The organism is Caulobacter sp. ErkDOM-C, assembly GCF_048541825.1.
Taxonomy (GTDB): domain Bacteria; phylum Pseudomonadota; class Alphaproteobacteria; order Caulobacterales; family Caulobacteraceae; genus Caulobacter.
The window spans coordinates 341,433-356,141 of sequence record NZ_CP183332.1 but is presented as its reverse complement, the minus strand read 5'-3'; the positions used below and the strand labels follow the sequence as shown (position 1 = coordinate 356,141).

Here is a 14,709-nt window from a genome sequence, read left to right as displayed (position 1 = left end):
GCTGTCCGTGCTCCGTAACCGTTTCGTGTCAATTCGAACACGCGTTCGGGTGGATCCAATCAAAAACAGCCGCAGGCGATGCAAGCGCTCGCGGCACAACGAACTGAGGTAGGAAATGCGCTTTACCCAGGTGCTTTGCGGCACGGCGTCTGCCGTCGTGCTCGCCGGTCTGTCCACCGCTGGAGCCGTCGCGGCCCAGGAAACTGACATCCCCACCGTCGACAGCATCGTCGTCACCGCCCAGAAGCGCGAGCAGAACCTGCAGGACGTGCCGGTCGTCGTGACCGCCGTCGGCGCCAAGCTGCTGCAAGACACCGGCGTCAAGGACATCAAGGATCTGACGATCCTGACCCCCGGCCTGACCGTGACCTCGACCACGTCGGAAGCCTCGACCACCGCCCGCGTGCGCGGCGTCGGCACCGTCGGCGACAACCCCGGCCTGGAAAGCTCGGTCGGTATCGTGATCGACGGCGTCTATCGTCCTCGCAACGGCGTGTCGTTCGGCGATCTGGGCGAAATGGACCGCATCGAAGTCCTGAAGGGTCCGCAAGGCACCCTGTTTGGCAAGAACACCTCGGCCGGCGTCATCAACATCGTCACCAAGGAGCCGGAGTTCGGCTTCGGGGCCAATGCCGAAGCCACCATCGGCAACTTCAACGCCCACGGCCTGTCGGCCTCGGTGACCGGGCCGCTGTTTGGCACCGAGACCCTGGCCGGCCGCCTGTATGTCGCCGCGCGCGAGCGTGACGGCTACAACGACGTCATCACCGGCAAGGGCCCCAGCAAGCGCAACGAGGACTCCGACCAGGGCTTCTACACCGTGCGCGGCCAGCTGCTGTTCGTCCCGGACGATAGCGCGACCTTCAAGCTGATCGGCGACTACACCAAGCGCGACGAAAACTGCTGTGGCGCCGTGCAGATCCGCACTGGTGCGACCTCGGGCATCCTGGCCCTCGTCAATGGCGGCGCCGTTCTGGCCTCGCCCGCCAAGCCCTATGACCGCATCGCCTATTCGAACCGCGGCGCCCCGTCGTCCATCGAGGACATGGGCGTTTCGCTGGAAGGCAACATCACCCTGCCGATCGGCGAACTGACCTCGGTCACGGCCATCCGCAACTGGCGCACCGATAACGGCCAGGACAGCGACTTCACCACCGCCGACCTGGCTTACCGCAACAAGGACGGCACCAACTTCAGCGAGTTCACGACCTACACCCAGGAACTGCGCCTGGCCGGCAAGACCGAAAAGCTGGACTGGCTGGTCGGCGCCTTCCTGGCCGACGAAAAGCTCGATACCGGCGCCAACTTCCTCTACGGCAATGACTACGAGCAGTATCTGGGTCGCCTGTTGTCGCGTTCGGCCGCCAACCCGGCCGGCATCGCCAACTTCGTCGCGCTCCTGACCGGCCGCGCGCCGAACACCACGTTCACCCCGGGCAAGGGCCTGGTGGACACCTACGCCCAGCGCTCCAAGACCATCGCCCTGTTCACGAACAACACCTTCCAGTTCACCGAAGCCTTCGGCATCACCGCTGGCCTTCGCTACAGCTCGGAAAGCAAGGACGTCGACGCCTACCAGACGATCACCGACGGCGGCGTCGGCTGCGGCTTCGCTTTGACCCCGGCCGGTCAGGGCCGTATCGCCGGCATCGTCGGCGCAGCGGCCACCCCGACCATCGTCGGCAACCTCTGCCTGCCTTGGGCCAACCCGCTGTTCAATAACCGCGGCACCCACCAGGAGCGCACCGACAAGGAATGGTCGGGCACGATCAAGGCGGCCTATCGCTTCTCGCCTGAAGTGTTCAGCTACGCCTCGTTCGCGCACGGCTACAAGGGCGGCGGTTTCAACCTGGACCGCGCTCAATCCTCGACCGGCCTGCCCAGCGGCGGCCAGGGCGTCGTGCCGGTGCTCGACACCTCGTTCCCGGCGGAGTTCGTCGACAGCTATGAAATCGGCCTGAAGAACACCCTGTTCAACCGCTCGGTGCTGCTCAACTTCACCGCGTTCTACCAGAAGTTCACCGACTTCCAGCTCAACACCTTCCTGGGCACCTCGTTCGCCGTGCGTTCGATCCCCGAAGTGGTTTCGCAGGGCGTCGACGCCGACTTCCTGTGGTTCACCCCGGTGCGCGGCCTGACCGTTCAGAGCGGCTTCACCTACGCCAAGACCGAGTACGGCGATCAGAAGATCCCCAACGATCCGACCAACGCCCTGTCGCAGCTGCCGGGCAACCGCCTGTCGCTGGCGCCGGAATATTCGGCCTCGGGCTCGATGACCTATGAGCGTCCGGTGGGCGACAACTACCGCGCCCGCTTCAACATCGGCGCCAAGTACTCGTCGGACTACATCACCGGTTCGGACCTGTTCCCGCCAAAGACGCAGGAAGCCTATACCGTGGTCAACGCCCGGATCGGCTTCGGCGCCGCCAGCGAAGCCTGGACCGTGGAACTGTGGGGCCAGAACATCCTCGACGAAGAGTACACCCAGGTCGGCTTCAACGCCTTCCTGCAGGGCTCGTCGGGCCTCAGCGCCACCAACGCGACCTATGTGCCGGCCAATGACACGCTGACCTATGACGCCTTCCTCGGCGCGCCACGCACCTACGGCGTGACCCTGCGGGCGAAGTTCTAACCGGGAGGGGATCCGAGGGCCCGCTTACCAAAGCGAGCAGGGCCTTCGGCTTTCGGATGAGGAAAGGGCGATCCGGGCAACCGGGTCGCCCTTTTTCCTTTTGGCCTTCCGATCGCCGCCAAGCCGACGCAACCTGTCTTCGGGATTCGATCGCGAGGCAGGCCGTGAAGACGATCAGGATACTGGGCTTCTGGATCTGCCTGGCCATTGGCGTCGCCGTGGGCGCCTTGGCCCAACGAGCGCCCCAGCCCGTCGACGCCTCGGCCCCGGCCGCCGCCTTCTCGGCCGCGCGCGCCATGCACGATGTGCGGGCCATGGCCCAGCGCCCTCACCCGACCGGCTCGGTCGACATCGTGCGGGTGCGCGACCATCTGCTGACCCGGATCGGCGAACTGGGCCTGGAGGTCTCGGTCCGGCCGGGCGAGGGTTTCAGCCCCTATTCGAAGGACGGCCGGTCGCTGGGCGTCGCGGCGGTGCAGAACGTGGTCGGCGTTCTGCCCGGACAGGATCACGACCTGCCCGCCGTGCTGGTGATGAGCCACTATGATTCCGTCCACAATTCGCCCGGCGCCGCCGACGACGCCCTGGGAGCAGCGGCGGCCCTGGAGATCGCCCGCGCCCTGAAGGTCGGCCCGCCGCCGGCCCGCGACGTGATCTTCCTGTTCACAGACGGCGAAGAGGCGGGCCTGCTGGGCGCCGACGCCTTCTTCGCCCGCGATCCCACCGCCGCCCGGGTGGGCGTGGTGCTGAACATGGAGGCCCGCGGCGACGCCGGCCGCGCGGCCATGTTCCAGACCGGACCCGAGAACGGCGCCCTGCTGGCCGTGATGGCCCGCGAGGCCGCGCGACCCTCGGCCAATTCCCTGGCCTCGACCGTCTATGAGCGCATGCCCAACGACACCGACTTCACCCACGCGGTGAAGGCCGGACTGCCGGGGCTGAACTTCGCCCTGATCGACAATCAGCTGGCCTATCACACGCCCCTGTCGACGCCCGAGCGGCTGGACCAGGGCAGCCTGCAGCACATCGGCGACCAGGTGCTGCCCATCACCCGGGCTCTGGCCAGCGGCCAGACACTCCCAGCCAAGGCTCCCAATGTGATCTATTCCGACGTGCTGGGTCTGGTGCTGATCAGCTATTCGACCGCCATCGGCTGGGGGCTACTGGCCCTGGCCGCCGGGATGATCGGCTTCGTAGCCTGGCGCGCCTTGGCCGGCGGCGGGACCTCGCCGCTGGAGATCGTCCGGGGTGTAATTGGCGCCCTCCTGCTGCTGCTGGCCAGCGCCCTGGTGCTGCACCTGCTGGGCCGGCTGCTCAACGTCGGTGACGGGCAGAAGCTGTATGACCTGTTGGGCCGCTTTGACCTTCTGCTCCTGGGGGCTGGCGCCCTGGGCGTCGGCGCGGGGCTACTGGTGATCACGGCCCAGGCTCGTGGCGCGCGGCGAATCTGGCCTAGCCTGGCCGCCATCGCCCTCGGCGGCGCCTGCAGCCTGGTCGGCGGATTTGATCCCGTAGGGCTGGGCCTGGGCGTCGCGGTCGGCGTTCTGTGCTGGGCGGCGCTGGGCCCGCAGGTCGGGGTGCTGGGCGTCTGGATCGGCGGGCTGGTCACCCTGCTGCTGCTGTCCCTGACCGCCCAGATCCTGGCTCCTGGCGCGACGGTGATGCTGGTCTGGCCGCTGCTGCTGGCCGCCCTGGGCGCGACCCTGGCCATGGGCCTGGGCGGCACCCGCGATCGCCGCGTCGCCTTGGCCATGACCCTGGCCATGGGCGTGCTGGCCACCGTCACCATCGCCCAGCTGACCGCCTGGGGCGCCTGGACCTTCGCCGGGATCGGCCTGATGGAGCCCGCCGTCCTGGCCCTGTTCGTGCTGCTGGCCACCCCCGCCCTCGTGCCGATCACCTTCGACTTCGCGCAGTCCCGCTGGGGCTGGCGCGGCGTGGTCTTGCTGGTCGTGACGGGGCTGGGCCTGGTGATCACCGCCGCCGTCCCGGGCGCCTCGGCCGACCGGCCCAACCTGACCGAGGCCCATCACCTGGCCGACCCCTCGACGGGCAAGGCCTGGCGGGTCTCAACGATGCCGCAGCTGGACGACTGGACCCGCGCGGTCCTGATCGCCGACGGCGGGGTCGACCTCAAGAAGCAGGCCCTGCCCCCGTTCCACGCCGATCCGATCTGGAGGGCCCAGACCCGCGCCGTCGAGGTGGTCCCGCCGATCCTGACCGCCGAACGCTCGGGCGACCGCCTGATCGTGCGGGTCATCCCCGGTCCCGGCGCCGAGGTCCTGCGCCTGAAGATCCGCGCCTCGACCGCCCTGCACGATCCGCGCCTGAACGGCCGGCCGATCATCCTGGACAGCCAGCCCGACGACTGGTCGACCGTCACCTATCACGCCCCAGACCCCAACGGCGTCACGCTCAGCTTCACCTCCGAGGCGACAGGCCGGGTCGAGGCCACCGTGATGGAGATGCGCGACGGCTGGCCCATGGACGCCGCTCCGCCCGCCGCCAAGCCGCCCGAGCTGATGGCCACCGGCATGTCGGACAAGACCGCCGTCCTGGCCCATGCCCGGCTGGCCTGGTGATGAGATCTACGCTCTCCCCGGCGAAAGCCAGGGAGAGCGGTGTGTTTAGACCGCCACCACGCCTTCCGGCGGCGGATTGACGTACAGCGCCTCGACCAGGGCCGCGCGGCGCTCCAGCGTGGCGCGCTGGTTCACATAGCCCTTGTCGGTGATCTCGCCGGCGTCGATCGACGGCGGTTCGGTCATCACGGTGAAGCGGGCGATGCGGCGCGACGAGCCGCCGGCCCCGGCGTTGAACGCCGCCAGCCGCTCGCGCAGGAAGGCGGTCAGCTTCTCCATCGGCGTGCCCGGCCCCGGATCGGCGACCAGGGCCATCAGCCCCGAGGGCGAAGGCCAGAACAGCGCGCCGATATGGCCCTTGTCCTGACCGCAGATCACCGCGTCGGCGATATAGGGGCTGCAGGCGGCCACCAGGTCGGGGCGCAGCACCCCGACGCTGACCCAGGTGCCGCTGTCCAGCTTGAAGTCCTCGGTCACCCGACCGTCAAAGACGAGGCCCTTGGCCGGGTCTTCCGGATCGACGAACCGCGCCGCATCCCCCAGCCGATAGAAGCCCTCTTCGTCAAAGGCCGCCGCGGTCTTTTCCGGATCCTTGTGATAGCCCGCCGCCACGGTCGGGCCCTTGACCCGCACCTCGAACTTGGAGCCGCTGGGCGCCAGTTTCAGCTGGATGCCCGGCAGGGGCAGGCCCACCAGACCGACCCGCTCGGTGATCCAGTGGGTGACGGTGATGCCCTGGGTCTCGGTCGCGCCATACATGGTGGTCAGGGGAATGCGCTGGCCGGTCTCGGCGACGGCCAGGGCCTGGATCCGCGTATAGACGTCGTTGGACAGCGTCGCCCCGCCATAGCCCATATAGCGCAGGTTCTTGAAGAACGCGGCGCGCAGCACCGGGTCGTTCTCCATCGCCTCGGCGAGCATCGAAAAGGCGATCGGAGCCGAGCCGAACACGATGGGCGAGACCTCGTAGAGGTTCTTGATCGTGGTCTCGAACATGCCGGGCAACGGCTTGCCCTCGTCGATATGCAGGGTTCCGCCGGCCCACAGAACGGCGTTGAAACCGATATTGCCGGCCGAGATATGGCTCCACGGCATCCATTCCAGGCTTTGCGGAACCTCGCCGTTGTCGGGCTCCTCCAGCTTCAGCCCGTCCTGGCCGGCGATCACCCCGGCCATCATGCCGTGGGTCTGGGGCACGGCCTTGGGCATGCCGGTCGAGCCGGAGGTGAACAGGTACTTGGCCACCGTCGCCGGGCCCAGCGTCTCGCGCGAGGCCTCGACCGCGAGGGTGGGAACCGTGGCGGCGATGTCGGCGAAGCTCACGGCGCCCTCACCGGTTCCGTCTGCGGTGACCACCAGCACGGTCGGGTCGATGGCCTTCAGCGTCTCCAGCGCCTTGGCGAACAGCGACCCGCTCTGGGCGAAGATCACGCGCGGGGCCACCTTGTCGAAAGCGTGCTTCAGCTTGGCGTGGTCGGTCGAGATCAGGCTGTAGGCCGGGCTGATCGGCGCAGCGGGCACGCCGGCCGTATAGGCGGCCAGGGTCATCAGGGCGTGCTCGATCGAATTGCCCGACAGGATCATCACGCTGTCGCCCGAGGTCAGGCCCTGGTCCAGCAGCCACTGGGCGATCCCCTCGACAGCGCGGAAGGCCTCGCCATAGGTCGTCATCCGCCAGGGCCCGTGACCCGGCTGGCGCTGCTTCAGATAGGGCCGCTCAGAGTGCTCGCCGGCCTTCTGGGCCAGCAGGTGGGCGATCGAGCGCGGGCCTTGGCCGGGCGCGTGGTTGGAGGTGATGACCAGCGAGCCGTCGGGCCGGTAGTCGACGCTGACGTCCGGTCCCTTCATCGGCAGAGGCTTGAAAGCCACCGTGCTGACATCACGCAAAGGCGACGCGCCATCCGAAGGCGTCATGGTCTCGCTCCCTGTAGGTTATCATTGTTCTCTTTGGGGCGAGACGTTAGCGCAATGCCGGCGAACGGCAAGATGGCTGATGGCCGACGCGGGGCCGACGTCACCCCTGACCGACCTCGGAGGCCCCTCACCGGTCGAAAACAAGGACAGGCGATATCGGGTGACAAATATTTAAATACACAGGACCCTAATTTCGACGCTAATACACGCAGCATCCACCCATCATTACAGATTGGTAAGGCGAAAACACCGCCTGTATTAGATCATGAAACACGTCGAACTCTATGCGCCGCGCACGACGCGCCATCGCCGCACCTGGACGGCGGCCGCGATCCCGCTGATCGTGCTGTTCTTCATCGCCGGCCAGCTGCTGACCATCTTCGGCATCCTGAAGCCGATGGGCTTTCGCCAGGCCGACCTGGCCACCCAGTGGCTGCCCCTGACCATCCAGCTTCTGGGCTTTGGCTTTACCGCCCTGCTGATCCTGGCCTGGGCCTGGCTGTTCGAGCGTCGCTCGCCGGCCACCCTGGGCCTGAACGGCGACGCCCTGCTGCGCTATGGCCGCGGCCTGCTGGTCGGCGCCGGCTTCCTGTTTGCCTCGATCGGTCTGGCTTGGGCCCTGGGCGGCTACAAGATCGAAGGCTTCGGCGTCTGGACCGGCCCCTCCCTGGCCCTGTTCCTGCCGATCCTCTGCATCTTCGGCGGCTTCATGGTGCAGGGCGCGACCGAGGAGCTGATGCTGCGCGGCTGGCTGATGCAGCTAGTGGCCTCACGCCATGGCCTGGTCATCGCCATCATCATCAATTCGCTGATCTTCGCCCTGCTGCACGCCGGCAATATCGAGCCCTCGCCCGAGCTGGCCCTGGCCCTGGTCAATCTGGTGCTGTTTGCGGTGATGATCAGCCTCTACGCGATCAAGGAAGGCTCGCTGTGGGGCGTATGCGCCTGGCACTCAGTGTGGAACACCCTGCTGGGCGTCGGCTTTGGCCTTGATGTCAGCGGCGGCAAGATCGCTGTCCAGAGCCTGGTCGTCGACCTCGCCCCGGCCCAGGGCGCCCCCTGGTGGCTGACCGGCGGCGCCTTCGGCCCGGAAGCCAGCGTGGCGACCAGCATCGTACTGTTGGCCGGCGTGGTCTATTTCCTGGCCACCGGCACGATGCGTCAGGGCGCGCGGTATTCGGCGCCGGGGCTGGGGTAGGGCTCACGGCCCTTTCCCTCTCTTCCACCACCCGAAAACCTCCCGTCATTCCCGCCCTTGTGGCGGGAACCCCTGGTTCAGCTGACACGTACAGCGCCAGCGGATCGCCAGCGACCGCCCCTCCCGCACCTGCGGCGGACAGAGGGGTTCCCGCCACAAGGGCGGGAATGACGGGGAATTTGTGAGGATCGCGGTTGGCCGCCCCTTCGCCCAGAGGCAGCCCGCCGTCACCTCACGGCGCGACGATCATCGTCGCCGCCTCACCCCCGCCGCCAGTGATAGGTCACGTCCGGCATCTTCTCCTCGTTGCGGGCGCCATCGGTCAGTTCCTCGATCCCGAAGCCATGCCACTCGTAGAGCGCCCGCGCCCGCGTGTTGGCCTGAAAGGTATAGAGCCGCAGCTCAGCCTGCTGCGCCTGGGCGAGCCGCACCAGGGCGCTGCCGATCCCAAGGCCATGGAAGTCCGGATCGACATACAGATGGTCGATCCAACCCGGCAGCAGGGCGATGTGGCCGCGCAGCACCTCGCCGTCGAACGCGCCCCATACCGGTCCGTCAACCATCACCTTGTCGCGATAAAAGACCGCATATTCCTCGGCCGTATGCAGCAAGGTGTCATAGCCCGGGATCAGCGCACCCCCACGACGGTGCAGGTCTGCGGCGGCGGGACCTTCATCGCCCGTCATCTGTCGAAGCGTGATCATGGCGCAAGGCTAGGCGTTTGGCCCAAAAACGAAAAGGGGCGGAGCCTTTCGACCCCGCCCCCCCTAAAACTCACAACCTCAGCAGTAGAACCCTACTCCGCCGCCACCTTCGGCGCGTAGCCGAGGATCGCCTTGGTCTCGAGGAACTCGCCGAAGGCGTGGTCGCCCCACTCGCGGCCGTTGCCGCTCATCTTGTAGCCGCCGAACGGAGCCATCATGTCGGTGCCGGCGCCGTTGATATTGACCTGACCGGCGCGCAGCTTGCTGGCCACCTTGCGGATTTCGGCCTCGTCGCCGCCCGAGATATAGGCCGCCAGGCCATATTCGGTGTCGTTGCCGACCTTCACGGCCTCATCGACCGTGTCGTAGCCGAGGATGGCGACGACCGGGCCGAAGATCTCTTCCTTGGCGATGGTCATCTCGTTGGTGACATTGGCGAAGACGGTGGGCTTGACGTAGTAGCCCTTGTCCAGACCCTCGGGACGGCCGACGCCGCCGGAGACCAGGGTGGCGCCCTCGTCGATGCCCTTCTGGATCAGGCCCTGGATCTTGTTCCACTGCACGTCGGAGACAACAGGGCCCATCTTGGAATTGCCGTTGGGGTCGCCGACGGTGTGGGATTCGGCGGCGGCGCGGGCGATGGCGATGACCTCGTCCATCTTCTTGCCCGGCACCAGCATGCGGGTGGGGGCGTTGCACGACTGGCCCGAGTTCATCATCACCGAGGCGATGCCGCCGGTGACGGCGCGCTGGAAGTCGGCGTCTTCGAGGATGATGTTGGGGCTCTTGCCGCCCAGTTCCTGATGGACGCGCTTGACGGTCGGGGCGGCGTTCTTGGCCACCTCGATGCCGGCCCGGGTCGAGCCGGTGAACGAGACCATGTCGACTTCAGGATGGCTGGACAGGGCCGCGCCGACCACAGGGCCGTCGCCATTGACCAGGTTGAACACGCCATGCGGCACGCCGGCGGCGTTGAGGATCTCGGTCCAGATATAGCCGCTGAACGGGGCGATTTCCGAAGGCTTCAGCACCATAGTGCAGCCGGTGGCCAGGGCCGGAGCGACCTTGCAGGCGATCTGGTTGACCGGCCAGTTCCACGGCGTGATGAACGCGCAGACGCCGATCGGCTCCTTGACGATGCGGGTCGTGCCGCGGTCTTCCTCGAACTTGTAGCTCTTCAGCACCGCGATCGCGGTCTGGACGTGGCCGATGCCCATGGCGGCCTGGGCGCGCTGGGCCAGCCAGGCGGGGGCGCCCATCTCTTCGGTGATGGCCTTGGCCATGTCTTCGAAGCGCTTCATGTATTCGGCGACGATGCGTTCCAGCAGGTCGACGCGCTCTTCGCGGCTGGTCAGGCTGAAGGTCTCGAACGCCCGGCGGGCGGCCATGACCGCCTTGTCGACATCGGCGACGCCGCCCATCGAGATGCGGCCGCAGACCTCTTCATTGGCCGGATTGATCACGTCCAGCGTCTTGGGCGCGACCGGATCGACCCAGGCCCCGTCGATATAGAACTTGGTATAGTCGCGCATGCTGTGCTCCTGCCCTGTCTGGGAATTGAGGTCCGCTCTTATGAGGAATGCGGCGGGCCGTCTTCAAACATCCATTTTAATGATCGGCGATCATGTGGGAAGCCCTCACCACATCACATCGCTGTCGACGCCGTCCAGAGCCTCGGCAATTCGCCGGGCGGTGGCGGGGCTGATGTCGGCCGGCAGGGCGTCGGGCGCGAACCAGCCGACGGCGTGGATCTCGCCCTGGGCCGAGGATTCGCAGGGCTCCCAGGCCGTGATCCGATAGACCAGCACGTGATCGCCAGGATGAAGCCGCCCATTGTCGTGCGCCGACAGCAGGCGCGGCCGGCCGATCACCCGGACGCCGGCCTCTTCCTGCAGTTCACGGACCACAGCGATTTCAGCCGTCTCGCCGCGCTCGACCCCGCCGCCGGGCATGTACCAGCCGGGCACATAGGTGTGCTGGATCAGCAGAACCCGGCCCTCGGCGTCCGTAACCAGTCCGCGCACCCCCAGCGTCAGCCCCCGGTTCCAGCGAAACCAGGCATAGACCAGAGGACGGGTGAAGGGTTCGATGCGACGGCGCCAGAGCATAGCGGGGAGGATAGCCGTCCTTGCCCGCCGGGCCCATCCGAACTATGATCTGACCAGCTAGTCAGATGGAGCCTGAGATGGGTGATCTCAGCTGGAAACTGGAAGACGCCAAGGCCCGCTTCAGCGAAGTGGTGCGCCTGGCTCGCAGCCAAGGCCCGCAACGGGTGACCGTGCGCGGCAAGGACGCCGTGGTGGTTATGAGCGTCGAGGATCTGGAGCGCCTGTCGCCGCCCGATCCGGCCCGCCCTTCGCTGGTCTCGTTTCTCGAGGGCCTGCATCTCGACGATCTGGACCTGACCCGCGACCCCGACCAAGGCCGAGATCCGGACCTGTGAAGGGCTGGCTGATCGACACCAACGTCATCGCCGCCCTGATCACTCCGAACGGCGCGCCCAGCGTGAAAGCCTGGGCCGCCGCCCAGCCCGAGACCCGGATGTTCATCAGCGTGCTGTCGCTGGGCGAGTACGACAAGGGCATCCACAATCTGGCGGCCGATCATCCCGACCGCTCGCGCTTCATCGCGGCCCGCGACGCCCTGGCCGGGCGGTTCGCTCGCCGCACCCTGTCGGTCAGCGATCTGGTCGTGCGCCGCTGGGGCGAGATCTCCGGCGCGGTCAAGCGGCGAACGGGTCACGCTCCCGCCGTGATCGACACCCTGCTGGCAGCGACGGCGCTGGAACACGACCTGTTCCTGGTCACCCGCACTATCCGCGACGTCCAGGAAAGCGGCGCGGCGACGTTCAATCCCTGGACAGACGATCCTGCCGATTTTCCATTGGCGTGAGCCCGCTCTTGCCCCCGGCGACGCGCCTCGCTAAAGCCGCAGGACCCTTGGTCTTCAATGGAGCCGCGTCATGATCGCGATCCTCGTTATCGGCGCCTTTATCGGCACCTTCCTGGCCCTCAACTACTTCGAGTTCGGCCGTCTCGACTAAGCCAGCCATGAGCCCGCGCGGCGCGGCCCTGGTCACCGGAGCGGGGCGTCGGATCGGCCAGGCCCTGGCGCTGGAGGCCGCGCGCGCCGGCTATGACGTGGCCGTGCATCATCGCGGTGACGCTGGCGAGGCCGCCGAGACGGTGGCCGCCATCCAGGCCCTGGGTCGCCGCGCCATCGCGCTGTCGGCCGAGCTTTCGGACGAGGCCCAGGTCGCTGGACTAATCGCCCGCACCGCGCCGCTGGGCCCCCTGACCCTGCTGGTCAACAGCGCCTCCAGCTTCAGCGACGACCGGGTCGGATCGCTGGACCGCGCCCTGTGGGACAGCCATATCGAGACCAATCTGCGGGCCCCCATCGTGTTGGCGGAAGCCTTCGCCGCCGCCCTGCCGGGCGACGCCGAGGGCCTGATCGTCAATATCGTCGACCAGCGCGTCTGGCGGCCCAATCCGCAGTTCTTCAGCTACAGCCTGTCCAAAGCCGGCCTGTGGTGGGCGACCCAGACCCTGGCCCAGGCCCTGGCCCCACGCATCCGCGTCAACGCCATCGGTCCAGGCCCGACCCTGCCCAACATCCACCAGGCCCCCGGCGAGTTCGAGGCCGAAGCGGCCGGCACCCTGTTGCAGCGCCGCGCCACCCCCGACGACCTGACCGCCGCCCTGCGCTATCTGATTGACGCAAGGGCGGTCACGGGCCAGATGATCGCCGTGGACGCCGGGCAGCATCTGGCCTGGCGCACGCCCGACATCGTCGCACCCTAAGAAAGGGCGCCGCTTGGCCGCCTCTCCCCTCGCCGAAAATACCGCCGACGCCGCTCCAGTGGCCCGCGTGATCGTGACCAAGGTCTTCGTCCGCGCGCTCAGGGTGGAAGCCTGGATCGGGGTCTATGACCACGAGCACGGCCGCCGCCAGCCGCTGGTCATCGATGTCGAGCTGGACGTCGCCGCCAGCCACTGCGAGCGCCTGGGCGACACCGTCAATTACGAGACCATCGGCCAGGCCGCCCGGGCCATCGCCGACGAGGGTCATATCGATCTGGTCGAAACCTTCGCCGAACGCCTGGCCCAGGCCTGTTTCGCCGACGCCCGGGTGACCCGCGCAAGAGTTCGGGTCGAAAAGCCCCTGGCCCTGGCCCCGCACGCCGCCGCCGCCGGCGTGGAAATCACCGCCGTCCGCGCCTAGCTCCATGGTCCCGACCCACAGCGCCCGCCTCGCGCCGCTCCAGCCGGAAACGGTCTGGACGCTGAAGGACGGGACGCTGGTCGAGACGCGCGGCGTCCGCGTGCGCGGCTTCCCCCTCAGCGCCCTGACCCGCTTTCGCCTGGCCGCCGCGCCCCGGGGCGGCCACCGCCGCGTGCTGCAACTGAGCTTTGGTCGCGCCCGGATGGTCATCATCGCCCAGAGCTATGCCGGACCCGGCCATGTCGAGGACCGGCTGGAGAGCTTCTCGACCTTCGTGCGCGCCCTGTCGCGCCAGGCCGCCGACGCCGCCCCCGCCGCCCGCTTCGACCTGGCCCGCATCGAAGCCCGTCCGGCCCTGACCTGGGTCGCCGGCTTTCTGGCCATCGGCGTCGCAGCCCTGCTGGTCTCGTCGCTCAGCGCCGGCATGGCCGGGTTGGGCATCGACATGGCCGCCCGGATGGGCTTCGTCCTGATCCTGCTGCTGGCCGCCCTGCCCTGGCTGTCGCGCGGCGATGGCTTTGATCCGCGCGACCCGCCGCGGGACCTGCTGCCCTAGAGCCGCGGCGCCCAGGGTTACGGGACCTTCATTTGCATCGATCGCCGATAAGGACGATCCTTGGGACACCATCGTTTTCCAAGGTTCAGCTGCACCGTGACCGATCTCGACCCCGCCGTCCCGCCGTCTCTGCAGGATGAAAAGACCCTGCCGATCGTCGTCTACGCCCTGACCCTGGCGGGACTGATCACCGGGGGCGTCACCTCGGTGATCGCCGTGATCCTGGCCTATGTCAGCCGCAAGGGCGCGCCCGACTGGCTGCAGAGCCACTATACCTTCGCCATCCGCACCTTCTGGCTGTCGCTGCTGTTCGGCATCATCGGCGGGGCGCTGACCGTGATCGGGATCGGCATCTTCCTGCTGGCCGCCCTGGGCGTGTGGATCGCCGTGCGCAGCATCATCGGCCTGTCCTTCGTGCTGAAGGGCCAGGCCTACCCCACCCCCACAAACTGGATGCTCTGAGCCATGACCGACGTTTCAACCCCCGGCCAGCCGCCCACGGTCCGCGCCGAAGAGGACAAGGTCCTGCCGGCCGTCGTCTATGGCCTGTATGTGCTGGGTTTCGCCACCTGCGCGGCCACCACCATCGTCGGCCTGATCGTGGCCTATTCCAATCGGTCGACGGCGGGACCGATCAACGAGAGCCATTATACCTTCGCCGTCCGCAGTTTCTGGCTGACCATCGGCTGGTTCCTGATCGGTCTTGTGCTGTTCATCCTGGGCTTGCCGCTGTCGATCCTGCTGGTCGGCATTCCGGTGGTGGCGGCCGGCGCCATGATCATGGGCCTGGTCGGCGTGTGGTTCGCGGTCCGCTGCGGAGTCGGGATCTACTATCTGGCGCGCGGCGAAGCCTATCCCAGACCCCGGACATGGCTGATTTAGAGGCGCCTTTCGCGGCC

Annotated in this window: 14 protein-coding genes; 10 read left to right on the top strand and 4 right to left on the bottom strand. The window is 67.6% G+C overall.

Annotated features, from left to right (window positions below):
* The first annotated feature begins 115 nt into the window (after positions 1-115).
* Positions 116-2,632: a TonB-dependent receptor gene (locus tag ACN2C8_RS01715; protein ID WP_419254083.1), complete on the top strand. Its 2,517-nt coding sequence runs from the start codon at positions 116-118 to the stop codon at positions 2,630-2,632.
* Positions 2,633-2,796: 164 nt separating this feature from the next.
* Complete coding sequence (locus ACN2C8_RS01710; RefSeq protein ID WP_419254082.1) at positions 2,797-5,214, top strand: M28 family peptidase; 2,418 nt, start codon at positions 2,797-2,799, stop codon at positions 5,212-5,214.
* Positions 5,215-5,259: 45 nt separating this feature from the next.
* Here ACN2C8_RS01710 and ACN2C8_RS01705 read toward each other — a convergent pair whose 3' ends face one another.
* Entirely contained in the window at positions 5,260-7,128 is a 1,869-nt protein-coding gene (locus tag ACN2C8_RS01705) for an AMP-binding protein (protein WP_419254081.1), read from the bottom strand.
* A 265-nt stretch (positions 7,129-7,393) separates the two neighbouring features.
* Here ACN2C8_RS01705 and ACN2C8_RS01700 point away from each other — a divergent pair, with 265 nt between their 5' ends.
* Positions 7,394-8,326: a CPBP family intramembrane glutamic endopeptidase gene (locus tag ACN2C8_RS01700; RefSeq protein WP_419254080.1), complete on the top strand. Its 933-nt coding sequence runs from the start codon at positions 7,394-7,396 to the stop codon at positions 8,324-8,326.
* A 260-nt stretch (positions 8,327-8,586) separates the two neighbouring features.
* On the opposite strand, the gene ACN2C8_RS01695 is transcribed toward ACN2C8_RS01700, so the two are convergent.
* The 3 genes from ACN2C8_RS01695 to ACN2C8_RS01685 form a co-directional block, all read right to left on the bottom strand.
* Complete coding sequence (locus tag ACN2C8_RS01695; protein ID WP_419254079.1) at positions 8,587-9,030, bottom strand: GNAT family N-acetyltransferase; 444 nt, start codon at positions 9,028-9,030, stop codon at positions 8,587-8,589.
* A gap of 92 nt (positions 9,031-9,122) precedes the next feature.
* Positions 9,123-10,562, bottom strand: coding sequence for an aldehyde dehydrogenase family protein (locus tag ACN2C8_RS01690; RefSeq protein WP_419254078.1), 1,440 nt, complete (start codon positions 10,560-10,562; stop codon positions 9,123-9,125).
* 105 nt (positions 10,563-10,667) lie between these two features.
* Positions 10,668-11,138, bottom strand: coding sequence for an NUDIX domain-containing protein (locus ACN2C8_RS01685; RefSeq protein ID WP_419254077.1), 471 nt, complete (start codon positions 11,136-11,138; stop codon positions 10,668-10,670).
* 77 nt (positions 11,139-11,215) lie between these two features.
* On the opposite strand from ACN2C8_RS01685, the gene ACN2C8_RS01680 reads away from it, so the two are divergent.
* The 7 genes from ACN2C8_RS01680 to ACN2C8_RS01650 all read left to right on the top strand — a co-directional run bounded on the left by ACN2C8_RS01680 (position 11,216) and on the right by ACN2C8_RS01650 (position 14,692).
* Positions 11,216-11,473: a type II toxin-antitoxin system Phd/YefM family antitoxin gene (locus ACN2C8_RS01680; RefSeq protein ID WP_419254076.1), complete on the top strand. Its 258-nt coding sequence runs from the start codon at positions 11,216-11,218 to the stop codon at positions 11,471-11,473.
* The gene (locus ACN2C8_RS01675; protein ID WP_419254075.1) at positions 11,470-11,922 is read left to right on the top strand and encodes a type II toxin-antitoxin system VapC family toxin; all 453 of its coding nucleotides are present in this window, start codon (positions 11,470-11,472) and stop codon (positions 11,920-11,922) included. The genes ACN2C8_RS01680 and ACN2C8_RS01675 overlap by 4 nt, the downstream gene beginning before the upstream one ends.
* Before the next feature lie 158 nt (positions 11,923-12,080).
* Positions 12,081-12,833: an SDR family oxidoreductase gene (locus ACN2C8_RS01670; protein WP_419254074.1), complete on the top strand. Its 753-nt coding sequence runs from the start codon at positions 12,081-12,083 to the stop codon at positions 12,831-12,833.
* 13 nt (positions 12,834-12,846) lie between these two features.
* Positions 12,847-13,254, top strand: a complete 408-nt coding sequence (gene folB, locus ACN2C8_RS01665; RefSeq protein WP_419254073.1) for a dihydroneopterin aldolase — start codon at positions 12,847-12,849, stop codon at positions 13,252-13,254.
* A 4-nt stretch (positions 13,255-13,258) separates the two neighbouring features.
* Positions 13,259-13,810 carry a hypothetical protein gene (locus ACN2C8_RS01660; protein ID WP_419254072.1) on the top strand — a complete coding sequence of 184 codons (552 nt, stop codon included), beginning with the start codon at positions 13,259-13,261 and terminating at the stop codon, positions 13,808-13,810.
* A gap of 96 nt (positions 13,811-13,906) precedes the next feature.
* Positions 13,907-14,272: a DUF4870 family protein gene (locus tag ACN2C8_RS01655; RefSeq protein WP_419254071.1), complete on the top strand. Its 366-nt coding sequence runs from the start codon at positions 13,907-13,909 to the stop codon at positions 14,270-14,272.
* Between the two features lie 3 nt (positions 14,273-14,275).
* Entirely contained in the window at positions 14,276-14,692 is a 417-nt protein-coding gene (locus ACN2C8_RS01650; protein ID WP_419254070.1) for a DUF4870 family protein, read from the top strand.
* The last annotated feature ends 17 nt before the right edge of the window (positions 14,693-14,709 follow it).